Genomic DNA, 21,362 nt, shown 5'->3' on the forward strand with positions numbered 1-21,362 from the left:
GCCGGCTCATCCGACGTTGATCGAACGTGTCTTTAGAAATTCCCCTGGAACCAGGCCTTCATCCGCTCCCAGACCTGCGCAAACGAATTATCGTTATTGGAAACGTCGATTCCCGGCCGGGGCTGGGAACGATTACCGAACTCGAGCAGACCCACGCCAGTGGCATGGATCGGATTCTTGACCACATCGGAGAGCCCCTGCACGCGTTGCGGCGTGCCCAGACGAACCGACATATGAAAGACCTCTTCGGCCAGGTCGGTCAGCCCTTCCATCTTCGATGACCCGCCGGTAATCACCACGCCCCCGGCCAGCAGATCCTCGAAGCCGGAACGCACCAGCTCCTTGTGGATGAGCATGAACAGCTCTTCGTAGCGCGGCTTGATGACCTCGGCGAGCGTATAACGCGACAGCCGCCGCGGCGGGCGCTCCCCCACGCTTGGCACTTCGATGGCGTCGTCGTCTTCAATGAGCTCAGGCAGCGCGCAGCCGTAGCGGATCTTGATGCCCTCGGCGTGCTGGGTCGGCGTGCGCAGTGCCACCGCAATATCGTTGGTGACCTGATCGCCGGCGATCGGGATCACGGCCGTGTGGCGGATCGAACCGTTGACGAACACGGCGATATCCGATGTGCCGCCACCGATATCCACGAGCGCGACGCCGAGATCCTTCTCGTCGTCAGAGAGCACCGCATAGCTCGATGCCAGTTGCTCGAGCGACAGTTTGGAAACTTCCAACCCGCAACGGGCCACACATTTCTGAATGTTCTGGGCCGATGTCACAGCACCCGTGACGATATGCACCTTGGCTTCCAGACGCACGCCGGACATGCCGACGGGCTCCTGGATGCCTTCGTTATCGTCGACCGCGAACTCCTGCGGCAGCACGTGCAGGATCTTCTGATCGGCCGGAATCGCCACCGCGCAGGCCGCGTCGATAACCCGCTCGATATCGGATTCGGTGACTTCCTTGTTGCGTACCGCCACGATGCCGTGCGAGTTCAACGAGCGCACGTGTGCGCCGGAAATACCGCAATGCACGGACTGAATCCGGCAGCCGGCCATCAGCTCGGCTTCCTCGACCGCGCGGCGAATGGAATCGGTGGTCGATTCAATATTGACCACCATCCCCTTTTTCATCCCGCGCGACGGCGCACTACCCAGACCAATGATCTCGAGCTTGCCCTCGTTCACCTCGGCGACGATACAGGCGACCTTGGAGGTGCCAATATCGAGACCGACGACGAGATTCTGGTCAGGCCGCTTGCTCATCACCTTTCTCCTGATTGCCCGTCGCGGCACGCGTGCCGCCGACCGCAAAACCGTCGCTGTAGCGCAGATCGACATAACCGGCCTCGGCCAGTCGGCTGCGCGCCTGTTCATCACCCAGCGCATAGCGCACAAAGCGCTGCACGCGGGCATCGATATCGTCACGTCCAAGCCGCAGTTCCAGCCCGTCGGCTAGCCGCGCGCTCCACGAGCCGCGCGCGTCGAGCGTCAGGCTGTCGAGCTTTACGTCGTGGGCCGCGAGTGTCTTGGACAACGTCCGATACGTGTTGTAAACCTTCAGACCGGCGGTATCCGGGCCGTCGAGCTGAACCAGATCACTCGGGCGCGTTTCGCCCGAGGGTGTAAAAACCTGGCCGTCCTTGGCGAGCACGCCGCTGTCGCCCCAGAGGGCGACCGGTTCGTGCTCGCTCACGCGCACGACCACGCCATCGGGCCAATGCCGCGATACCTTCACTTCACGCAGCCAGGCTAGATTACCCAGTTTCGCTTGCAGCCCTTCGAGGTCAACATCGAAGAACGATGCATCCAGATAAGGTGCCGCGATTTCTGCGATTCGATCGTCGCTGACATGCACCGCATCGCCGCTAATATACAGGTGACGGGTGGCTTCGCCTTCCGGCTTGATCCCCTGCCATGTGCAGGCTGCCACGCCCAGCAGCAGACCCGCGCCCAGCAGGGCATCCCGCCAGCGTTTGGGTTCACGCCAGTTCATTGTCTTTCTCCTGATTGGTCGTCGTGAGCGTAGCGCCGAGAATGCGCCACACCAGTTCGTCGAAATCCATTCCTGCGGCGCGTGCGGCCATCGGCACGAGCGAGTGGGACGTCATGCCGGGAATGGCATTCAATTCCAGAAACCACGGCTGGCCGGCATCGTCGAGCATCAAGTCGACGCGGCCCCAGCCGGTTGCGCCCGTGATCTCGAACGCACGCAGCGCCAGACGCTGCAGCTCGGCCTCGCGGCCCTGTTCGAGATCGCAGGGGCAGTGATAAAGCGTGTCGTTGGCGACGTACTTCGCTTCGTAGTCGTAGAAACCACTCGACGGCTCGATATGGATCAGCGGCAACGCGCGCCCGTCGAGGATCGCAGCCGTGTATTCAGGCCCGTTCACGAATTGCTCGGCCATGACCTCGCGATCGTATTTCGCCGCCTCGGCGCGTGCGGCATCGAGATCCTCGATGCGCTCGACCTTACTGATGCCGATAGTCGAGCCTTCATGTACCGGCTTGACGATGAGCGGCAGCCCCAGCGCTTCGACCACCGCCTTGGACTCCGTATTCGCATCCAGTAGCCGATGCGCCGGTGTGGGAATACCTTGAGCGGCCCAGAGCGCTTTCGTGCGTACCTTGTCCATGGACAGCGCGCAGGCGAGCACGCCGCTGCCGGTATACGGCAGGCCCTGGAGTTCCAGCGCGCCCTGGACCACGCCGTCTTCGCCGCCGCGACCATGCAGCGCCAGCCAGACGCGGTCGAAACCTTCGTCGGCGAGACCCAGCACGCGATGTTGGTCGACATCGATCATCGTTACGTCCACACCGCGGCGTTGGAGAGCGGCGCCGACGGCAGCGCCCGAATCGAGGGAGACCGCTCGCTCTGCCGACCAGCCGCCCATCAACACGGCGACACGGCCAAACGCGCTCGCATCGGTAATACGCGGGTTGCTCATGTCGTTGCTTCCTTGAGAGTGCAGGCCATCTGTTGTGCGACTGCGCCGATATCGCCGGCGCCAAGCGTGAGCAATACATCGCCGTCACGCACGACACCGCTAAGCACATCGCTCAAGCGCTGCACGTCGTCCACGAATACCGGGTCGACCTTGCCGCGCGCGCGTACGCCGCGTGCCAGCGCGCGACCGTCTGCGCCGGCAATCGGATGTTCGCCGGCGGCATACACCTCGCAGAGCACGAGCACATCCAGCTCGGCCAGCACCTGGCAGAAATCATCGAACAGATCGCGTGTACGCGAAAAACGGTGCGGCTGAAACACCACCACCAGGCGCCGATCCGGCCAGGCGTTACGCGCCGCGCTGATGATGCTCACCAGCTCGCGCGGGTGGTGGCCATAGTCGTCGACCAGTAGCACGCGCTGGTCGGCCAGCATGATCTCGCCGTGTACCTCACAACGGCGACCAATACCGGCGAACTGCGATAGCGCTTCGCCAATGGCGGCCATGCTTACGCCCAGCTCATGCGCGACCGCCGCGGCCGCCAGCGCGTTGAGCACGTTGTGCTTGCCGGGCAGATTCAGATGCACAGCGTGGCCCGGCTCGCCGGCACGGCGCAGGGTGAACCGCGTGCCGGTGCCGTCGAAGGACAGGTTCTCGGCCATGATGTCGGCGTCGTGGTCGATGCCGTAGGTGAGGATCGGCCGGCCTACATCGGCCAGAATCGAACGCACGACCGGGTCGTCGGCACACAACACCGCCAGACCGTAGAACGGCAAGTGATGCAGAAACTCGACAAAGGTTTCCGTCAGGCGCGAAAACTCGCCGCCATAGGTTTCCAGATGATCGGCATCGATATTGGTGACGATCGCCATCATCGGCGTCAGAAACAGGAAGCTGGCATCGGACTCATCGGCCTCGGCGACCAGATACGGCCCCTCGCCCAAGCGTGCATTGCTATCTGCGCCCAGCACCTTGCCGCCCACGATGAACGTCGGGTCCAGCCCGCCACCGGCCAGGAGTGCAGCGACCAGACTCGTCGTGGTGGTCTTGCCATGCGTGCCCGCCACGGCAATGCCGTAACGGAACCGCATCAGCTCAGCCAGCATTTCGGCACGGCGCACGACCGGTACGAGACGCTCGTGCGCGGTCACGAGTTCCGGATTGTCCTGCGAAACCGCGGTCGATACGACCACGACATCCGCGCTTTCGACATTTTCAGCCGCGTGACCAATAAAGATTTTCGCGCCCTGGGCAGCCAAGGCCTGCGTGGTCACGCCGTCCTTGATATCGCTGCCGGTGACGGCATAGCCAAGGTTAAGCAGCACACTGGCGATACCGGCCATGCCTACACCACCGATGCCGACCATATGCACCGTGCGCACACGCCGCATTGGCCGCTCGGCCAGCGGCTGGAAATCGCCGTTCATGCTACGTCCCTGGGGCGCGATCATGCCGCCTCCATGGTGTCGAAGCAGGCGGCGACGATATCGTCGGTCGAGCGCGGCCAAGCCACGCGGCGGGCAGCTTCGGCCTGATCGCGCAACGCCGCACGATCGCTGCACAGGCGCTCTATCTCGTGCGCCAGGCGTTCCACGCTCAGTTCGGACTGATCGATTAGCGTGGCCGCGCCAGCATCGACCAGATACTGGCCGTTGGCACGCTGATGATCGTCGACCGCAAACGGGTAAGGCACCAGCAACGCCGAAACGCCCGCCGCAGCGAGTTCAGCGACGGTCAACGCCCCACTGCGACAAATCACCACATCGGCCCAAGCATAGGCTGCAGCCATGTCATCAATGAATGCACTCAGATCGGCCTCGACGCCGGCGCTGTCATAAGCGGCCTGTGCCTGCGCGAGCGTGCGCCCGGCCTGATGTCGAACCTGCGGCCGGTTGTTGGTATCGATACGCGCAAGCGCCGCCGGCACGCGTTCGTTGATTGCAAGCGCGCCGCCGCTACCGCCGAGCACGAGCAGTCGGATCGGCCCTTCGCGGTTCGCAAAACGTTCGGCCGGTGCCGGCAGTTCGAGTATTTCCGCGCGTACCGGATTACCGACGCTGCGGGCCTTGTCGCCGGCAAAGGTATTCGGGAACGCCTGCAGTACGGTCGTGGCCATACGCGCCAGCAGACGGTTGGTCAGACCGGCCGCGGCATTCTGTTCATGAATGAGTAGCGGGCGGCCGGTCAGACGCGCAGCCAGTCCACCCGGGCCGGCCGCAAAACCGCCCATACCCACGACCAGCTGCGGCGCAACGCGCCGCACCACACCCAGCGCCTGCAGGCAGGCACGGGCCAGACGCAGCGGCGCAGACAACCAGGACAACAGCCCCTTGCCGCGTAGGCCAGCCACATCGATCGTATGCAGGGTGAGATCGTTCGCCGGCACCAGCCGTGCCTCGATGCCGGCCGCGGTACCCAGCCAACTGACCTGCACGCCGCGGGCGATCAGCGCCTTGGCTACGGCAAGCGCCGGGAAGACATGACCGCCCGTACCGCCCGCCATGATCAGCACGTGCGGCGTGCTCGTATGCGTATTCGCTGCCGCCGCGTTCATCGGGCACCCCCTTTTTCGGGCACGCGCGTTTCAATATCGACACGGATCAGCAGCGCGCACAGCACGCACATCATTACCAGGCTCGAACCGCCATAGCTCATCAGCGGCAGCGTCAGGCCCTTGGTGGGCAGTAGCCCCATGTTTACGGCGATATTGAGAAACGCCTGAAGCACCAGCCAGCTCGACATGCCGTAGGCGACGAAGCCAGCGAACAGCTGGCCCGCCACAATCGCGCGGCGTGCAATTACGAAACCGCGCCAGACCACCGTGGCGAATAGCCCAATCAGCAACACCGTGCCGAGCAAGCCAAACTCTTCGGCATAGATCGCAAACAAAAAGTCGGTATGCGTTTCCGGCAGATACAGCAGTTTTTGCACCGAATTGCCCAGACCCACGCCGGCAATCTCGCCGCGGCCGATGGCGATCAGCGACTGGGTGAGTTGGAAACCGCTGGCATAAGGATGCGCCCACGGATCGGCGAAGCTCACCAGACGCGCCAGTCGATATGGCGAGGACAGCACCAGCCCGACGACGGCGGTACCCGCCAGACTTCCCAGTACCAATAAATAGGTCAGCCGCGCGCCGGCAAGAAAGAGTACGATCGCGGCCACCGCGACCATCACCGCAGCCGCGCCGAAGTCGGGTTCGATAAGCAGCAGAAAGCTGGCCAGCGCCATGAAGAACATGGGCCGGAACAGCCCGCCCCAGCTCGTCGCGAGTTCCGTCTGGCGACGTGCCGCGTAGCCGGCGACGTACAGGATGAGACAGAAACGCGCCGGCTCGGAGGCCTGCATGGAAACCGGGCCGAGATCGATCCAACGCCGCGCCCCGTTGACCGCATGGCCGATGCCGGGAATAAGCACGATCAACAACAGCACGAGGCCGATGGCCAACAGCGTGAACGTATTCGCCTGCCATACGCGCATCGGCACATGCAGCACGGCGAAGCCCGCCACGAGCCCGACCAGCGCGAACACGGCCTGCCGGTAGAAGAAATACATGGGATCGTCGGTCAACCGGTCGGCAACCGCGACCGAAGCAGAGCCGACCATAACGAGCCCGATACCGCCAATCAGTGCAAGCGCGACCAGCAGTGCGGTATCCGGGCGCACCCGCGGGAGTTGAATAGTCTGCAGCGCGCGAATCATGCCGCAAGCTCCTGCACGGCAGCTACGAAGCTTTCGCCGCGGTGCACATAGTTGTCGAACTGGTCGAAGCTCGCACAGCCGGGCGAAAACAACACCGTATCGCCCTGCTCGGCGAGATTCGCCGCTTGCTGCACCGCATCGCGCAGCGTATCGACACGCTGTACTGCCACATAGTCGTTGACTGCGGTCGCGATCTTTTCACGATCCTGGCCAAACACAATGACCGCCCGCGCTTTCTTGGCGGCGAGCGGGCCGAGCGCGGTGAAATCGGCGCCCTTGGCCTGGCCGCCGGCAAGTAAAAGTACCGGTGTATCCATACCGGCGAGCGACGCCATCATCGCGCCCGGATTGGTGCCCTTGGAATCGTTGATCCAACGCACACCGTTGATTTCAGCGATGGTTTCGCAACGATGCGGCAGGCCGGCAAAGCCGGTCAGGCCGCTTTGGATTGCCGCCTCATCAAAGCCGGCCGCTTCGGCCAGCGCCCAAACGGCAAGCGCGTTGAGCTGATTGTGTCGTCCGGCCAAACGCAGCTGATCGCAGGCCAGCCATGGCTGGTCATTACGTGCCAGATGGCGCGCACCCGATACTTCAAGCAACTGATAATCCGCGTTTTCGGCCTCACCGAATCGCGCGACGGCGGCCGACCCCGTATTCATGGCGTCCACACGGGCGTCATCGGCATTGATAACCGCAACATCCGCCGCTTTAAAGATACGCGCCTTGAGCGCTGCGTAATGATCGATATCGCCATGCCGGTCGATATGATCGGCGCTGATATTGAGCACGGTCGCCGCGCGTGCGGGCAGCCGCTGCGTCAACTCGAGCTGAAAACTCGACAGCTCCAGCACGTAGAGTTCGACATCGTCGGCCAGCAGATTCAACGCGGGCGTGCCAAAGTTCCCGCCGATGGCGTAATTCAAGCCGGCGGCTTTCGCGATTTCACCCATCCAGGCGGTGACCGTCGACTTACCGTTGGAACCGGTGATCGCTACCACAGGCGCAGAGACGACCTGCGCAAACCATTCGATATCGCCAATAATGTCCATGCCGCGCTTGCGCGCTGCCTCGATCAGCGGCTCGCGCAGATCCACGCCGGGCGAAACCACGATATGGCTCATGCCGTCCAGCAGTATGGGGTTGAACTCGCCCACGATGAGACTGGCCTGCGGGCAGGCCTCGGCCAGCGTGGCTGCGCCCGGCGGCTCGTCACGCGTATCGATCACGCGCACACGCGCGCCGCAGGCGCTGGCGAAACGGGCAGCCGAAACGCCCGACAGGCCGCAGCCGACCACCAGCACGGCCGCGTTAGCGAGTTGTTCGCGCAGGCCGCTCATCGGATCTTCAACGTGGACAAACCAATCAACACGAGCACCAGCGTGACGATCCAGAATCGCACGATGATCTTCGGCTCGGGCCAGCCCTTGAGTTCGAAATGGTGGTGCAACGGCGCCATGCGGAACATGCGCTTACCGGTGAGCTTGAAGGTCGCCACCTGCAGAATCACCGACACGGTTTCGGCCACGAAGATGCCGCCCATGACCACCAGCACCAGTTCCTGGCGTACGGCGACCGCCACCACGCCCAGCGCAGCGCCGAGCGCCAGCGCACCCACATCGCCCATGAATACCTGGGCCGGATAGGCGTTGAACCAGAGAAAGCCCAGCCCGGCACCGCCAATCGCAGTACAGAAAATCGACAGTTCGCCCACGCCTTCGATATAGGCGAAGCCCAGATAATCGGCAAACTGCACATTGCCGGCCACATAAGCGAACACCGCCAGCGCCGAGGCCACCAGTACACAGGGCATGATCGCCAGCCCGTCGAGGCCGTCGGTCAGATTGACCGCGTTGCTCGAACCTACGATCACGAGATAACTCCACACGATATAGCCCGCGCCCAGAGGTACCGACACATCCTTGAGCATGGGAATGAGCACGCTGGTTTCGGCAGAACTGGTCGCGCCCAGATACAGCCAAAGGCCCGCCGCCAGGCCCACCAGCGTCTGCGCACTGTATTTCGCTTTTGCCGACAGCCCCTTGCTGTTGCCGAAGGTGAGCTTTCGATAATCATCGAGAAACCCGATCACGCCGAATGCGGCCGTAACCAACATCACCAGCCACACCCAGCGGTTGCTCAGGTCGCCCCACAGCAATGTGGCCACGAGCACCGCGGCAATGATCAGCGTGCCGCCCATCGTGGGCGTGCCGGCTTTGACCAGATGGCTTTGCGGACCATCGTCGCGCACGTGCTGACCGATCTGATGAAACGTCAGTTTGCGAATCATGACCGGGCCGACGACGAACGAAAACACCATCGCCGTCAGTACGCCGAGGATCGCGCGCAACGTAATGAACTGAAACACGCGAAAACCGCTGTGCAGCGGCTCCAGCCATTCGGCAAGGAACGTCAGCATGACACCCCCGCCTTGGCATCGGCTTCAAGGGCAAGCGCGTCGGCAACGCGATCCATGCGTGCACTGCGCGAACCTTTGATTAACAAAGTCGTATCGCTCTGACGTACGGATAGAGCGGTTTCCAGTGCCGCAATCAACTCACCGTGATTGGCAAACCATTGCGCGCCCGGGCCAAAGGCCTCGGCCGTGAGTCGACTGAGCTGGCCGGTCACCCAAAGTCTTTCAATACCGGATTCGCGCGCGGCCCGCCCGGCATCACGGTGCGCCTGTTCGGCCTGATCGCCGAGCTCGGCCATGTCGCCCAGCGCAGCCCAGCGCGTGCCGCGCTGCTGGGCCAGCCAACCGAGCGCTGCCGCGAGTGAGCCGGGGTTGGCGTTATAGCTGTCGTCGATCAATCGGGCGCCGTGACGACCGGCGATAATTGTCATGCGGCCGCCCACACCCACCATCGCCGCCAACGAACGCGCGATCAAATCGGCGTCGAGATCGATCGCGCTCGCCGCAGCGGCGGCCGCCAAGGCATTGCTGATGTTGTGTGCGCCGGCCAGCGGCAGAACGACATCCGCCGCGCCCGTGGGTGTATGCAGCGTAAAGTGACTGCTGTTCGCCTCCAGTTCGATATCGCTGGCAAACACATCGGCATCAGCGCGCGCGTGACGTGCGAATACCAGCCGCTGACGCTCACCGGCGAGCTCGTGCCAGAGCGGCGCAAAATCGTCGTCGCCGTTGATGACAGCAATGCCGTCGTCGGCCAGACCGGAGAACATCTCGCCCTTGGCTTTTGCCACGCCCTCGCGGCTGCCAAAACCTTCGATATGGGCCATACCTGCATTCGTGACCACGCCGACCTGCGGGCGCGCGAGTTCTGCGAGCATGGCAATCTCGCCGGCATGGGACGCACCCATTTCGATAACCGCGCGATTGATGCTGTCATTCAGACGCATGAGCGTGATTGGCACGCCCAGATGGTTGTTCAGATTACCCTCGGTTGCGAGCACCGAACCGGCTTCGGCCAGAATCGCAGCCAACATCTGCTTGACCGTGGTCTTGCCGTTGCTGCCGGTCACGCCAATGACGGTGCCATTGAATGCCTGGCGCGACGCGGCGCCGGCCTGCTGCAAGGCCTGCTCGACGTCGGCAACCACCAGCTGCGGCAGCGGCGAGTCGACCCGACGGGCGACCACGGCACCGGCAGCACCGAGGCTGGCAGCACGGGCCACGAAATCGTGGCCGTCAACGCGGGCGCCGGGCAGCGCAAAGAACAGCGCACCACGCTCGAGTCGACGAGTATCGATGCTCGCACCGACATACTCGGCATCATGACCCTGCAGGCCCGCGCCCAGTGTTTGCGCCAGTTGCGACAGACGACCGTTCATAAGGCCTCCAGCGCGGTACGGGCAACCACTCGATCGTCAAACGCGCGCCGCGTGTCGCCGGTTTGCTGGGTCGTTTCATGGCCTTTGCCGGCAATCAGCACCACGTCGTCCGGGCGCGCTGCGGCAATCGCAGCCGTAATGGCCGCGGCGCGGTCGTGTTCGACGGTGACCGGCGCCCGCATATGCATGCCGTCGCGAATCGCTTGCGCGATCGCAGCCGGCGATTCGCTGCGCGGATTGTCGTCGGTGATCCAGATTTGATCGGCTGCTTCGGCGGCTGCCCCCATGAGCGGACGCTTGCCGACATCGCGATCGCCGCCACAGCCGAACACACACAACACCCGGCCGCGGGCGTGGGCGCGCACCGCGGCAATGGCATGGGTAAGCGCACCCGGTGTATGGGCAAAGTCGACCACCACCATGGGCTGGTCGACACGGCTGTCTACACGCTGCATGCGCCCGGGCACCGTCGTCAGTTCGCCGAGCACGCCGACGGCCTGTTCGAACTCGACGCCACGTGCCAACAGCACGGCCAGTACCGCAGCCAGGTTCATGGCGTTGAAACGTCCCACCAGCATGCTGTCAACGACGGCGTTCCCCCAGCTCGTTTCCAGCGTGAGTGACAAACCGTCGGCCCGTGTTTCGACCGCAGCGATACGCACGTAATGATCGGCCAGCGCGGCCATGTCACCGCAGCCATAGGCTACGGGGGTGACCTCTTCGGCGAGGCTGGCCAGCCAGGCCCGGCCATAGGCGTCGTCGCCATTGAGCACCGCGCTGGTCAGCCCTTCAAAGGCGAACAGCCGCTGCTTGGCCTCGGCATAGGCGTCGACACTGCCGTGATAATCCAAATGATCGCGACCGAGCTGGGTCAATACCGCTACATCGAAGGCCACGCCATCGACGCGATGCTGATCAAGCGCATGTGAAGACACTTCGAAGGCGACGGCGCCGGCATCGGCCGCGGCCAGCCGCGCCAGCCAGTCCTGCACACCCACCGGATCGGGGGTGGTGTGGGTGGCTTCGCTCAGGTCGTCGGAGAAGCCCAGACCGAGCGTGCCAATATAACCACAGCGCTCGCCCAGAAGTTCGATCGCCTGAGACAGAAGCCAGGCACAGGATGTCTTGCCATCGGTACCGGTCACGCCGGCAACGAACAGTTTGCGAGACGGGTCACCATAAAAACGGCCCGCGATACGGCTTGCATGCTTGGCAAGCGCGTCCACGTGCACGTTGGCAATATCCAGCGCAGGGGCTCGGGCACGGTCCCAGGCGACCGCTGCAGCCCCGGCAGAGATCGCGGCATCGACATGATCGAGGCCATGACTACGCGTGCCCTGATACGCCAGAAACAGCGAATCGGCCAAGACCTTACGGCTATCGATCGCCACCCCGGCGATATCCACGGCCGGAATGTCGTAGGCCAGCCCGTCAAGGAGGCTGGCCAATGACTGGCGTGCGGGTTGGATCGGAGCCAGCGCGCTCATGTCCCTGCCCCTTTGGAGCGCTTGTCCGCCGACGCGGTCAGCACGCTCGGGTTATCCGGCGGTACACGCAGCAGACGCAGCGCATCGCGCATGACCGCAGAAAAGACGGGTGCCGCGACGGCGCCGCCGTAGTAGGCATCTTTTTTCGGCTCGTCAAGCATTACGAGCGTTACCAACGCCGGCTTTTCTGCCGGCGCCATGCCCACAAACAGAGCCTGATGGCGATCGGCGTTGTAACCGCCCGTGCCGGCCTTGCGTGCCGTGCCCGTCTTGCCGGCCACGCGATAGCCGGGAATGGTGGCTCGTGTCGCGGTACCGGCGGGTGTAACCACGCCCTCGAGCAGGTGCCGCATCGTGCGCGCCGTCTCGGGCTTGAGCACGCGCCGCGGCGGCACATGCATATCCGCGCCGTCGCCTTCGATCAGACGCAGGCTGCGCAGCATGCCGTCATCGGCAATCGCGCCGTAAGCGCGAATCAGCTGGAACGCAGTGACGGCGAGGCCATATCCGTAGGAGGCGGTTGCCGTTTCGACGTTGTTCCAGTCGTAGAAATCCTTCAGCACGCCAAAACGCTCACCCGGAAAACCACTGCCCGTGATATCGCCAAAGCCGAAATCGTTATAGGCGCGCCATACACCCTCGGCGCCCATCTTCAGGCCAACGTGGGCAGCGCCCACATTGCTGGACTTCTGCAGAATCTTGGCGAAGTCGACGTCGCCGTAGTTGCGAAAATCCTTCACGGTCAGACGGCCGACCATGAACCAGCCCTTGGTATGGATCACGTCGTCGGTATCGAACAGCCCGCTGTCCAGCGCCTTGGCCAGCAACAACGGTTTGACCGTCGAACCCGGCTCCATGACGTCCGTCGCCGCACGCGCACGCACACCCGACGGATCGATCGAGTCGCGATCGTTCGGGTTGAAGCTCGGATAGGACGCCACCGCACGCAACTCGCCGGTGGTGGGGTCCATCATCACGACCATACCGCCCTTGGCATTGTTCTTGACCACTGCCGCCTTGATATGGCGATAGGCCAGATACTGCATGCGTGAGTCGATCGTCAGCCGCAGCTCATGCCCTGCCTGGGGCGGCTGAAATTCAGCCAGATCTTCGACCACACGACCGACCCGATCCTTTACAACGCGGCGACTGCCCGGCTCACCGTGCAGGTAACCGTCGCGATTGAGCTCCAGCCCTTCCTGACCACGGCCGTCGATATTGGTCATGCCCACGATCTGGGCGGCGGCCTCACCGGCCGGGTAGTAGCGCTTGTATTCCCGCTGCAAGAACACGCCCGGCGCGTCGACCGCCATCACCGCACGCGCATCGGTGGGCGCGAGCTGACGACGCAGATACAGAAACTGACGGCTCTTGTAACTTTCCAGACGACTGCGCAGTTCCGAAACCGGCATATTCAGCCGGCGCGCGAGCGGCGCGATCTTTTCGGGCGCTTCCAGCACCGCGCCCGGCACGGCCCAAACGGATTCGGTGGGCGCCGACAAGGCCAGCGGCTCGCCGTTGCGATCCTTGATCACGCCGCGCCCGGCCGGCACCGACACGGTACGCAGATGGCGCTTGTCGCCTTCCTTGGCCAGAAACGCCTGGTCGAGCACTTGCAGATCGAAGGCTCGGCCCGCGAGCACGACCGCAAAGACGGCGAACAGCGTCAGCACGAACCAGCCGCGCCAGCGCGGCGGCGCCGGCATCTTGTCGCGCTTATTGCGCTCGCTGTTTCGATAATCGCGGCGGCTCATCGTCTGGACTCCAGCACGACATAGTTACGCGGCTGGACCATGCTCAGCTCACGACGTGCTACCTGCGCCACACGATCCGGATTGGCCCAGGCACTTTCTTCGAGTTGCAACTGAGCCCACTCGGTCGAGAGCTTGTCACGCTCGACACGCTCGACCTGCAACTCGTGCGCCATTTCACGCGTCTTGTGCTTGGCCTGAACGACCGCCACGGCGCTGACGAGGATCGCCAGCGACAGCGCTACGATCGTGAGCATCTGCCGACTCATGACGACACCTTCGGCGCGTCGGTACGCTCGGCGACACGCATGATCGCGCTACGTGCGCGAGCATTGGCTTCAAGCTCGGCGGCGTCAGCACGCACCGGCTTGCCGATTTCCAGCAAGGCGGGCGCGGCAACGGGCGCCATCGGCACCGGCGGCGGCACAGGCCGCGCCTGGGCACGAATGAAACGCTTGACGCGGCGATCCTCGAGCGAATGAAAACTGATCACGGCAAGACGCCCAGCCGGCGCCAGCACATCGAACGCCGCCTCGAGACCGCGCTCGAGCGCGCCGATCTCGTCGTTGATATGCATGCGAAACGCCTGGAACGTGCGGGTCGCCGGATGAATTCGCTTACCCGCCGCAAGGCGCGCCGGAATAGCGCTGGCGACAATAGCGGCCAGCCGACCCGTATCTGCAATCGGCCCGGTCGCACGCGCATCAAGGATGGCCGCCGCGATACGTCCGGCCATCGGCTCTTCGCCATAGCGTTTGATCACTGCGGCGATTTCGCCGTGACTGGCGTTATGCAGCCAATCCGAAAGCGGCTTGCCCGCGTCCGGATTCATGCGCATGTCGAGCGGCCCGGCATGGCGGAAAGAGAACCCGCGCTCGGCCACATCGAACTGGGGTGACGAAACACCCAGATCGAACAATACCCCGTCGACACGACCCGCCAGCCCAAGTGCAGCGACGCGCTCACCGAGCTCGGCAAATGACGCACGCACGAATGTAAACCGCTCGTCGGTCTCGACGATCGGCTGCGCATGCGCTTGCGCGTCGGGGTCCTGATCGAATGCGATCAAACGACCATTCTGCCCCAGATGCGACAACACACCGCGGCTGTGACCGCCACGCCCGAAGGTGGCATCCACATAAACCCCGTCGGCGCGCAGGCCGAGTCCGGCCAATGCGGCGTCGAGCAGTACCGGTTGATGTTCGGCCTGCGGCATTTGGGCAGCGATCCTCATGGCGTTACAGGTGATGGTGTCGGGCAGCGAACATCACAGACTGATGTCCATAAGCACGTCGGGCAGCTCGCCGTTGGCGGCATCCTCGGCCAGAGCGGCCGCGGTATCGGCCGCCCGGTCATTGAACTGCGCCTCATCCCAGAGCTCGAACAGATTGCCGATACCCGACAGCACAGCCTTGGACTCAAGACTGGCGGCCGCGCGCAGATTGGACGGCAGCAGCAGACGGCCCTGCCGATCCATATCGATATCGCGCGCATTGCCGATGAAAAATCGCTGAATGTCTCGCACTTTCGGGTTGAGGCTTCCCTTGGCCAACAGCTGGGATTCGAATTTCTGAAACTCGGTCGCGGGATAGATCAACAAACAGCCGTCCCAGTGCCGCGTAATAACCAGTCGACCCGCGCAGTCGTCAATCAACGACTGGCGATAGGACGCCGGGATCGCAATACGACCCTTGGCATCGATGGTGACCGGATGCGACCCCTTGAACACGCTGCGGCCTCGTTATAGCCGTTGAACCACTTTGCCCCACTTCCTACCCCTCGGCGCCACTATAGGCAGCGCCGCTTTCGAGTGTCAAGCAAACGACGAAGGGCAAAAAAACCCAGCAAAACAGTGATTTCTGACGCCTTCAAAGCGTGTTTTCAGACGAAAATCACCGTTCTTATTTTGTTTTGTTTTTTAGGGTTTTAGCGGTTTTAGCTCGACGATTTTGTGAGCCGGAGAGGGCTGCAACGCCTTTGAACACCGAAAGAATTGACGAACGGCTGATTCCGTGGCCCAGAGAATCGGTGCGCGCTTTGCGCAAGTGGGGCGTCTACCCATGATGGCCCGGAAAACCCGAGCATGGGGCACCCGCCTGCTGGAAAGAGAGGTTCGGAGTCGGCCGATAAGCCGGGTTCTGTCGTACGCAATCATTCATCTGGGACATGCGTTACCGCATGCCTCTTGCGACCTACCCGAGGACTGTGCGGGCCGCACGTCGTCCTCCTATTTGGTCTTGCTCCGGATGGGGTTTACCGTGCCGCGAACCGTTGCCGGACGCGCGGTGCGCTCTTACCGCACCCTTTCACCCTTACCTGGCTCGCGAACGAGCCATCGGCGGTCTACTCTCTGTTGCACTTTCCGTAGGCTCACGCCTCCCAGGCGTTACCTGGCATCCTGCCCTATGGAGCCCGGACTTTCCTCCGTGCCCACGTGTGGACACCGCGATTGCGTGGCCGACTCCGAATGCGGATTCTATCACTGTGACCCACTCTCCGATGATCAATCGGCTGCCGACAGTTCGAGCGCCCGTGCATAGATATCGTTGGTGGCGCCGCCGGTAAGCCGGCCAGCCGCCTTGGCCGCCTGCTTGGTTCCAGTGAGTGCGAGCAGCTCGCGCAGCAGGTCATCGAGCGCGATTTCGCCCGCCGTGCGCTCGACGTCCGGTGCGCCGGCCACCACAAGTACGAATTCGCCGCGCCGCCGATTGTCGTCTTCCGACAGCCACGCACACAGCGCCTCGGCCTCGAGCACGATGCTTTGCTCGTGCAGTTTGCTGAGCTCGCGGCACAAGCCAATACGGCGCTGAGGGCCGAACACGGCCGCGATATCGCGCACGCAGCGTTCGATACGATGGCTCGATTCGTAGAATATGAGCGTGCGGGTTTCGTCTACGAGTTCGGCCAGCCGCGTTTTGCGCGCGGTTGCCTTGGACGACAGAAAACCCTCGAATACGAAGCGATCGCTTGGCAACCCGGCCACCGAAAGCGCCGCGATTGCAGCACAGGCGCCGGGCACGGCAAGTACCGGGTAGCCGGCCGCGCGTACCGCGCCCACCAGCGCATAGCCGGGATCACTGATCAGCGGCGTACCGGCGTCGCTGATTAACGCCACTGAATCACCAGCGGCCAGCCGCTCAATAATCTTTTCGATCCGCGCACTCTCGTTGTGCTCGTGCAGCGAGATCATCGGCGTATCGATGCCCAGATGACGGGTCAAACGGGCGCTGTGGCGGGTATCCTCGGCAGCAATAAGCGCGACATCGACAAGCGTGCGCCGAGCGCGATCGCTGAAATCACCGAGATTGCCGATTGGCGTGGCCACTATCCAAAGAGCAGCCGTGGTCGATTGCATAGTCGTTTCACGACGTCGTGGGGTGGCGCTGATATTATGCAGGTCACAACGGCGCGCTTGGGGGATCTGGCGCGCGAACCCGGGAGTTCCATCATCATGACCGTCTATAAAAAGCCAACACTGGGCGTTTTCGCCATTCTGCTGCTCGCCCTGGTGCTGGCTGGTTGCGCACAGCAACTGCGCGAAGCGCAAAACCGCACCCTGGGCACGCCTGCCAGCACTCCCGACCAGGCGATCGCCGAAGGGGACTATGCGCGTGCCGCCGAACTGTATGCTCAGGCCTCGGCCACGGCATCCGACCCGGATCGTGCGCGCCAACTGCGTTTCGAAGCCGGACTCGCTGCCGCCCAGGCCGGCGATGCAGCGATGGCAAAACAGATCCTCGCCAGCTTTCCACCTTCCACGCTCAACGATCTCGAGCGCGCGCGCTACGAACTGGCACGGCGCGAAGTGAACCTGGTCGGCACAGCGCCTGGCGCCGCCCTCGAACAGCTCCCGCCGCCGGGTAGCGGCACGCCGCCCCAGGTTGCCGAACGGGTCTGGGAAAAACGCGCGCAGTTGCATTTCGAACAGAATCAGTTGATCGCCGGCATCGGCGCACTGGTTCAGCGCGGCGTGTGGCTGGTTGATGACCAAATGTTGCGCGGCAACGATGACGCCATCTACTCCAAGGCGCTCGATGCGATCACCGCCGGCCAGGGCCCGCAAAGCCAGGCCGCCCAGAACGCAGACCAAACCACCGTCGGCTGGCTGGCACTGGCCGATATCGGCCAGCGCCGCTGGAACAGCCGTCGTGAACGCGACCAGGCGCTTGCCGCATGGGAAGAGCGCTACCCGCAACATCCGGCTACCCGGGCTGTACTCGAGCAGCGCTTCGACTATCGTGCGCGGACCTCCCCTGTCGAGCGCAACCGGCCCGGCCAGCGCTTCGGCCAGGCACCGCGCCCGCAAAGCGATACTGTCGCCCTCGCACTGCCCATGACCGGCAAATTCGCCAATGCGGCCGAGGCTATTCGCGACGGATTCATGTTCGCTTTCGAAAACGACAGCAGCGCGCCGTCACGACCCATGATCTACGACACCAACACCATGAGCGCGAACGAGCTGGTGCGCCGTGCGGAAAGCGACCGGGTCGGCATCCTCGTGGGCCCGCTCGACAAACCGAAAGTCGCGGAAATGGCGCGCCTGAACAGCCAGATCCCCACCATCGGCCTCAACTACAGCGATATACCTGACAGCCGCGCGGGCTTCTATCAGTTCGCACTGGCGCCTGAAGACGAAGCACGCGAAGTCGCGCGCCAGGCATCCAAAAAAGGGCGCAACCGTGCCCTGGCCCTGGTCCCGAGCGGCGACTGGGGCCGGCGTGTATTTACTGCCTTTCGTATGGAGCTGGAAAGCCAGGGCGGCCAGATTATCGATCAGGCCACCTACGAGCCCAGCGAGCCCGATCATCGCGATCCCATTCAGCGCTTGCTGAAAAGCTACCGCGGCAGCGGCGCAGATTTCATCTTTGTTGCCGGCCAACCCGATCAGGCACGCCTGATCCGCAGCCAGCTTCGCTACTATCGCGCCCGCAACCTCTCCATGCTCACCACATCACACGCGTATACCGGTACTCCGAACGCCGGCGACGACATCGACCTCAACGGCGTCGAGTTCGTGGACATGCCCTGGGTCGTGGGCGACGGCGATTTTCTGGCGTCGCGCCGCGCCGAGGCGGAACAGCGCTACGGCAGCACCGCCAAGCATTACAAGCGACTTTTCGCGATGGGCATGGATGCCTGGAAACTCACCGATCGCATCGCCGAACAGGGATTGCGCCCCGACGATCTGTTCGAGGGCATGAGCGGCGTACTGAAGGTCAATCCCGATGGCACGATTCGGCGCTATCTAGCCTGGGCGGTCTTTCGCAATGGGGAGCCACAGCTCGTCGAAATGCCGTCGCTCAGCGACGCGCGTAACGATCAAGCCGGCAGCTCAGCCGACAGTCGGGATCCGTGGGCCCCGTAGCACGCGCCCAACCCACTTGTGAGCCGTCGCGCCGGCGCCATTCGCGCTGGCGCGGCGGCGAACTGCCTATCGTCAGCCGCCGGGGCGGGCTGGCCCTGCCGCATCGGCCTTAGCCGAGCCGTCGTGCGTCGTACGACACTCGACACCGGCCACGAAGCCGAGGCTCTTGTCGACCGCGCAGCGCGGCGTCGCGGCTGGAAGCGCATTGAGCGCAACTACAATGTCCGCGGCGGCGAACTCGACCTCGTCTATGATGCCAAAGGCATGCTGGTGATAGTCGAGGTACGCTATCGCGCGCGTAGCGACTACGGCGGCGCGGCCGCCAGCGTGACCCGAAGCAAACAGCAGCGCATCGTGCGCGCCGCCCGCCATTTTCTGTTGCAATACCCGCGCTATGCGCAGGCCACCATTCGTTTCGATGTGGTCGGCGTAAACGCAGACAATGAACTCGACTGGATAGAGAACGCTTTCTATGCCGAATGATGCCGACATGCGCGCCCAGCTGATTGCCCAACTGTTCGCGGATAGCGCGCAAGCCAACATGGCGACACTCGCCGCGACGGATACGCGTATCGTCGAAGCAGCGGATCTACTGATCGACTGCCTGGACAACGGGCACAAGGTTCTGTCTTGCGGCAACGGCGGTTCGGCAGGCGACGCGCAGCACTTCTCTTCGGAACTGATCAACCGCTTCGAGCGCGAACGCAAAGCGCTACCCGCAATCGCACTGACAACGGAAAGCTCTACACTGACTGCGATCGCCAACGATTATGCGTATGAGCGATTGTTTTCTCGTCAGGTCGAAGCGCTAGGCCAACCGGGTGATGTGCTTCTCGCGATCAGCACCAGCGGCAACTCTGCGAACGTGTGCGAAGCGATAGACAGTGCCCACGAGAACGGCATGAACGTCCTTGCGCTGACGGGCAAGGACGGTGGCCGAATGGCGGCACTACTCGACGAGGACGACTGCGAATTACGCGCAGTGGCGAACAGCACGGCACGCATTCAGGAAATGCACCTGCTGTTCATTCACTGCCTATGCCGGCTGATCGAGGATCACCTGCTCAACTAGGTATAGACCGGCGTACGCCGGGCGCAAAGCCGCCCTACTTCACTACCTTCAGATGCGGGTGCTTGCTCTTGGTGTCGCCACCGTCTTCGTCCGTTTCAACGTCGCTGCCGTTGCCAGGCCCACCATCGGGCGGCGTGGGCGAGCTTTCGACATCGCCGAACAACATGCCCTCGCCATTTTCGCGCGCATACAGCGCCAGTACCGCGCCCGGCGGCAGACTCACGTTGTAGCTTTGGCCGGAAAAGCGCGCCGAAAAGCTGATCAACTCGTTTTCCAGTGACAGACCGCGCACCGCGCCGGGACTGATGTTGACGGTAATCTTGCCATCCTCGGTCACGAACTGGCGTGGCACGTCGACGCCATCGGCATCGGCGGCGACCAGTAGATGTGGGGTCAAATCATTGTCGAGCACCCAGTCGTAGAGCGCACGAATCAAGTACGGCCGGCGGGACGTCAGTTCGGCCATGAACACAACCTCAACTCAAGTTCTAAAGCGAATTGCCTAACCCGAAGGTGGGGCAGATCGCACGTATACACAAGTCGTGTAGATATACGCTTCGGTACGGGGCAGCGCGAAAAGCGCGGGCTCAGCGGGCAGCGGGAAGCGAGCCCATCTCTGCTTCGACGGCCGACAGGCTTTCCGCAAACGCCGGTCGCGCGAACAACCGCTGCGCATAGCGCGACAACGTTTTCGCGTGCCGTTCCGGCAACTTCACATTGTAGTGTTCCAGACGCCAGAGAATCGGCGCCAGGGTGCAGTCGACCAGCGAGAACTCCTCACCGATATATTCGCGTGGCGAAAACTCAGCGGCCAACGTGGTCAGCAGCTGAGTCATGCGTTCGCGTGCCTTGCGGGCCACCGCGGGGGTCCCATCCAGATCTTCGCAAAGATCGTAAAGATCCGATTCCATGCGAAAGATCGCCAACCGGTACTGAGCACGCAAAACAGGATCGACCGGCATCAACGGCGGATGCGGGTAACGCTCGTCGATATATTCGAGAATGATGCGTGGATCGTAGACCACCAGGTCACGGTCCACCAGCGTGGGTACCGTGTTATACGGGTTGAGCTCGAGAAGATCCTCGCTTTCTTCATCCTCTCGAAGCTCAACCACGTTGTAGCTGGCCACGCCCTTCTCGGCCATGATCAGCCGCACCCGATGGCTGTGCACACAGCCCGGGCGCGAATAGAGCGTGATCGTGGCGCTACGACTGGCCATGGGAGAGAGCGTGGCGCGAACTG

General features: G+C 63.1%; 20 protein-coding genes and 1 other RNA gene. 3 read left to right on the plus strand and 18 right to left on the minus strand.

The annotated features are described in order from the left end of the window. Nucleotides 1-32: 32 nt before the first annotated feature. The 16 genes from ftsA to rsmI all read right to left on the minus strand — a co-directional run bounded on the left by ftsA (nucleotide 33) and on the right by rsmI (nucleotide 17,037). Nucleotides 33-1,268, minus strand: coding sequence for a cell division protein FtsA (gene ftsA / locus SSPSH_RS01485; protein WP_006913126.1), 1,236 nt, complete (start codon nucleotides 1,266-1,268; stop codon nucleotides 33-35). Continuing rightward, nucleotides 1,252-1,998: a cell division protein FtsQ/DivIB gene (locus SSPSH_RS01490; RefSeq protein WP_006913125.1), complete on the minus strand. Its 747-nt coding sequence runs from the start codon at nucleotides 1,996-1,998 to the stop codon at nucleotides 1,252-1,254. The genes ftsA and SSPSH_RS01490 overlap by 17 nt, the downstream gene beginning before the upstream one ends. Then, nucleotides 1,985-2,950: a D-alanine--D-alanine ligase gene (locus tag SSPSH_RS01495; protein ID WP_006913124.1), complete on the minus strand. Its 966-nt coding sequence runs from the start codon at nucleotides 2,948-2,950 to the stop codon at nucleotides 1,985-1,987. The genes SSPSH_RS01490 and SSPSH_RS01495 overlap by 14 nt, the downstream gene beginning before the upstream one ends. Beyond that, on the minus strand, nucleotides 2,947-4,401 hold the full coding sequence (gene murC / locus SSPSH_RS01500) for a UDP-N-acetylmuramate--L-alanine ligase (protein ID WP_006913123.1): 1,455 nt from the start codon (nucleotides 4,399-4,401) through the stop codon (nucleotides 2,947-2,949). Before murC ends, SSPSH_RS01495 begins: the two co-directional genes overlap by 4 nt. Then, nucleotides 4,398-5,504, minus strand: coding sequence for an undecaprenyldiphospho-muramoylpentapeptide beta-N-acetylglucosaminyltransferase (murG, locus tag SSPSH_RS01505; RefSeq protein ID WP_006913121.1), 1,107 nt, complete (start codon nucleotides 5,502-5,504; stop codon nucleotides 4,398-4,400). The genes murC and murG overlap by 4 nt, the downstream gene beginning before the upstream one ends. Further along, nucleotides 5,501-6,652 (minus strand): putative lipid II flippase FtsW, encoded by a 1,152-nt coding sequence (ftsW, locus tag SSPSH_RS01510; protein WP_006913120.1) that lies wholly within the window; start codon nucleotides 6,650-6,652, stop codon nucleotides 5,501-5,503. The genes murG and ftsW overlap by 4 nt, the downstream gene beginning before the upstream one ends. Beyond that, on the minus strand, nucleotides 6,649-7,989 hold the full coding sequence (gene murD, locus SSPSH_RS01515; RefSeq protein ID WP_006913119.1) for a UDP-N-acetylmuramoyl-L-alanine--D-glutamate ligase: 1,341 nt from the start codon (nucleotides 7,987-7,989) through the stop codon (nucleotides 6,649-6,651). The genes ftsW and murD overlap by 4 nt, the downstream gene beginning before the upstream one ends. Further along, entirely contained in the window at nucleotides 7,986-9,068 is a 1,083-nt protein-coding gene (gene mraY / locus SSPSH_RS01520) for a phospho-N-acetylmuramoyl-pentapeptide-transferase (RefSeq protein ID WP_006913118.1), read from the minus strand. Before mraY ends, murD begins: the two co-directional genes overlap by 4 nt. Beyond that, the gene (locus SSPSH_RS01525; RefSeq protein ID WP_006913117.1) at nucleotides 9,062-10,444 is read right to left on the minus strand and encodes a UDP-N-acetylmuramoyl-tripeptide--D-alanyl-D-alanine ligase; all 1,383 of its coding nucleotides are present in this window, start codon (nucleotides 10,442-10,444) and stop codon (nucleotides 9,062-9,064) included. The genes mraY and SSPSH_RS01525 overlap by 7 nt, the downstream gene beginning before the upstream one ends. After that, entirely contained in the window at nucleotides 10,441-11,931 is a 1,491-nt protein-coding gene (locus SSPSH_RS01530; protein WP_006913116.1) for a UDP-N-acetylmuramoyl-L-alanyl-D-glutamate--2,6-diaminopimelate ligase, read from the minus strand. The genes SSPSH_RS01525 and SSPSH_RS01530 overlap by 4 nt, the downstream gene beginning before the upstream one ends. Continuing rightward, complete coding sequence (locus SSPSH_RS01535) at nucleotides 11,928-13,685, minus strand: peptidoglycan D,D-transpeptidase FtsI family protein (protein ID WP_006913115.1); 1,758 nt, start codon at nucleotides 13,683-13,685, stop codon at nucleotides 11,928-11,930. Before SSPSH_RS01535 ends, SSPSH_RS01530 begins: the two co-directional genes overlap by 4 nt. Next, entirely contained in the window at nucleotides 13,682-13,951 is a 270-nt protein-coding gene (gene ftsL / locus SSPSH_RS01540) for a cell division protein FtsL (protein ID WP_006913114.1), read from the minus strand. Before ftsL ends, SSPSH_RS01535 begins: the two co-directional genes overlap by 4 nt. After that, nucleotides 13,948-14,916, minus strand: coding sequence for a 16S rRNA (cytosine(1402)-N(4))-methyltransferase RsmH (gene rsmH, locus SSPSH_RS01545; RefSeq protein WP_202962109.1), 969 nt, complete (start codon nucleotides 14,914-14,916; stop codon nucleotides 13,948-13,950). Before rsmH ends, ftsL begins: the two co-directional genes overlap by 4 nt. 33 nt (nucleotides 14,917-14,949) lie before the next feature. Then, nucleotides 14,950-15,411 (minus strand): division/cell wall cluster transcriptional repressor MraZ, encoded by a 462-nt coding sequence (mraZ, locus tag SSPSH_RS01550; RefSeq protein ID WP_006913112.1) that lies wholly within the window; start codon nucleotides 15,409-15,411, stop codon nucleotides 14,950-14,952. A gap of 382 nt (nucleotides 15,412-15,793) precedes the next feature. Then, an RNA gene (rnpB, locus tag SSPSH_RS17645) (RNase P RNA component class A) lies at nucleotides 15,794-16,147 on the minus strand. A 38-nt stretch (nucleotides 16,148-16,185) separates the two neighbouring features. Beyond that, complete coding sequence (gene rsmI / locus SSPSH_RS01555; RefSeq protein WP_021031279.1) at nucleotides 16,186-17,037, minus strand: 16S rRNA (cytidine(1402)-2'-O)-methyltransferase; 852 nt, start codon at nucleotides 17,035-17,037, stop codon at nucleotides 16,186-16,188. A gap of 36 nt (nucleotides 17,038-17,073) precedes the next feature. Here rsmI and SSPSH_RS01560 point away from each other — a divergent pair, with 36 nt between their 5' ends. From SSPSH_RS01560 to SSPSH_RS01570, 3 genes are all read left to right on the plus strand, one after another. Beyond that, nucleotides 17,074-19,047: a penicillin-binding protein activator gene (locus SSPSH_RS01560; protein ID WP_040607275.1), complete on the plus strand. Its 1,974-nt coding sequence runs from the start codon at nucleotides 17,074-17,076 to the stop codon at nucleotides 19,045-19,047. A 123-nt stretch (nucleotides 19,048-19,170) separates the two neighbouring features. Then, nucleotides 19,171-19,530, plus strand: a complete 360-nt coding sequence (locus SSPSH_RS01565) for a YraN family protein (RefSeq protein WP_021031281.1) — start codon at nucleotides 19,171-19,173, stop codon at nucleotides 19,528-19,530. Nucleotides 19,531-19,537: 7 nt separating this feature from the next. Then, complete coding sequence (locus SSPSH_RS01570; protein ID WP_084623360.1) at nucleotides 19,538-20,119, plus strand: phosphoheptose isomerase; 582 nt, start codon at nucleotides 19,538-19,540, stop codon at nucleotides 20,117-20,119. Nucleotides 20,120-20,153: 34 nt separating this feature from the next. On the opposite strand, the gene SSPSH_RS01575 is transcribed toward SSPSH_RS01570, so the two are convergent. After that, nucleotides 20,154-20,576: a ClpXP protease specificity-enhancing factor gene (locus tag SSPSH_RS01575; RefSeq protein ID WP_040607295.1), complete on the minus strand. Its 423-nt coding sequence runs from the start codon at nucleotides 20,574-20,576 to the stop codon at nucleotides 20,154-20,156. Between the two features lie 130 nt (nucleotides 20,577-20,706). Then, complete coding sequence (locus tag SSPSH_RS01580) at nucleotides 20,707-21,339, minus strand: glutathione S-transferase N-terminal domain-containing protein (protein WP_006913106.1); 633 nt, start codon at nucleotides 21,337-21,339, stop codon at nucleotides 20,707-20,709. Nucleotides 21,340-21,362 lie beyond the last annotated feature (23 nt).

Source organism: Salinisphaera shabanensis E1L3A (assembly GCF_000215955.2).
GTDB classification, from domain to species: Bacteria; Pseudomonadota; Gammaproteobacteria; order Nevskiales; family Salinisphaeraceae; genus Salinisphaera; species Salinisphaera shabanensis.

Excerpts from the sequence above, each read along its gene's own strand:
- SSPSH_RS01530 (WP_006913116.1), bottom strand. The coding sequence starts at position 11,931 with ATGAGCGCGCTGGCTCCGATCCAACCCGCACGCCAGTCATTGGCCAGC.
- murC (WP_006913123.1), bottom strand. The coding sequence starts at position 4,401 with ATGATCGCGCCCCAGGGACGTAGCATGAACGGCGATTTCCAGCCGCTG.
- ftsW (WP_006913120.1), bottom strand. The coding sequence starts at position 6,652 with ATGATTCGCGCGCTGCAGACTATTCAACTCCCGCGGGTGCGCCCGGAT.
- SSPSH_RS01495 (WP_006913124.1), bottom strand. The coding sequence starts at position 2,950 with ATGAGCAACCCGCGTATTACCGATGCGAGCGCGTTTGGCCGTGTCGCC.
- ftsL (WP_006913114.1), bottom strand. The coding sequence starts at position 13,951 with ATGAGTCGGCAGATGCTCACGATCGTAGCGCTGTCGCTGGCGATCCTC.
- SSPSH_RS01560 (WP_040607275.1), top strand. The coding sequence starts at position 17,074 with ATGCAGGTCACAACGGCGCGCTTGGGGGATCTGGCGCGCGAACCCGGG.
- mraY (WP_006913118.1), bottom strand. The coding sequence starts at position 9,068 with ATGCTGACGTTCCTTGCCGAATGGCTGGAGCCGCTGCACAGCGGTTTT.
- rsmH (WP_202962109.1), bottom strand. The coding sequence starts at position 14,916 with ATGAGGATCGCTGCCCAAATGCCGCAGGCCGAACATCAACCGGTACTG.
- murG (WP_006913121.1), bottom strand. The coding sequence starts at position 5,504 with ATGAACGCGGCGGCAGCGAATACGCATACGAGCACGCCGCACGTGCTG.
- SSPSH_RS01580 (WP_006913106.1), bottom strand. The coding sequence starts at position 21,339 with ATGGCCAGTCGTAGCGCCACGATCACGCTCTATTCGCGCCCGGGCTGT.
- murD (WP_006913119.1), bottom strand. The coding sequence starts at position 7,989 with ATGAGCGGCCTGCGCGAACAACTCGCTAACGCGGCCGTGCTGGTGGTC.
- SSPSH_RS01570 (WP_084623360.1), top strand. The coding sequence starts at position 19,538 with ATGCGCGCCCAGCTGATTGCCCAACTGTTCGCGGATAGCGCGCAAGCC.
- rsmI (WP_021031279.1), bottom strand. The coding sequence starts at position 17,037 with ATGCAATCGACCACGGCTGCTCTTTGGATAGTGGCCACGCCAATCGGC.
- ftsA (WP_006913126.1), bottom strand. The coding sequence starts at position 1,268 with ATGAGCAAGCGGCCTGACCAGAATCTCGTCGTCGGTCTCGATATTGGC.
- SSPSH_RS01535 (WP_006913115.1), bottom strand. The coding sequence starts at position 13,685 with ATGAGCCGCCGCGATTATCGAAACAGCGAGCGCAATAAGCGCGACAAG.
- SSPSH_RS01490 (WP_006913125.1), bottom strand. The coding sequence starts at position 1,998 with ATGAACTGGCGTGAACCCAAACGCTGGCGGGATGCCCTGCTGGGCGCG.
- SSPSH_RS01525 (WP_006913117.1), bottom strand. The coding sequence starts at position 10,444 with ATGAACGGTCGTCTGTCGCAACTGGCGCAAACACTGGGCGCGGGCCTG.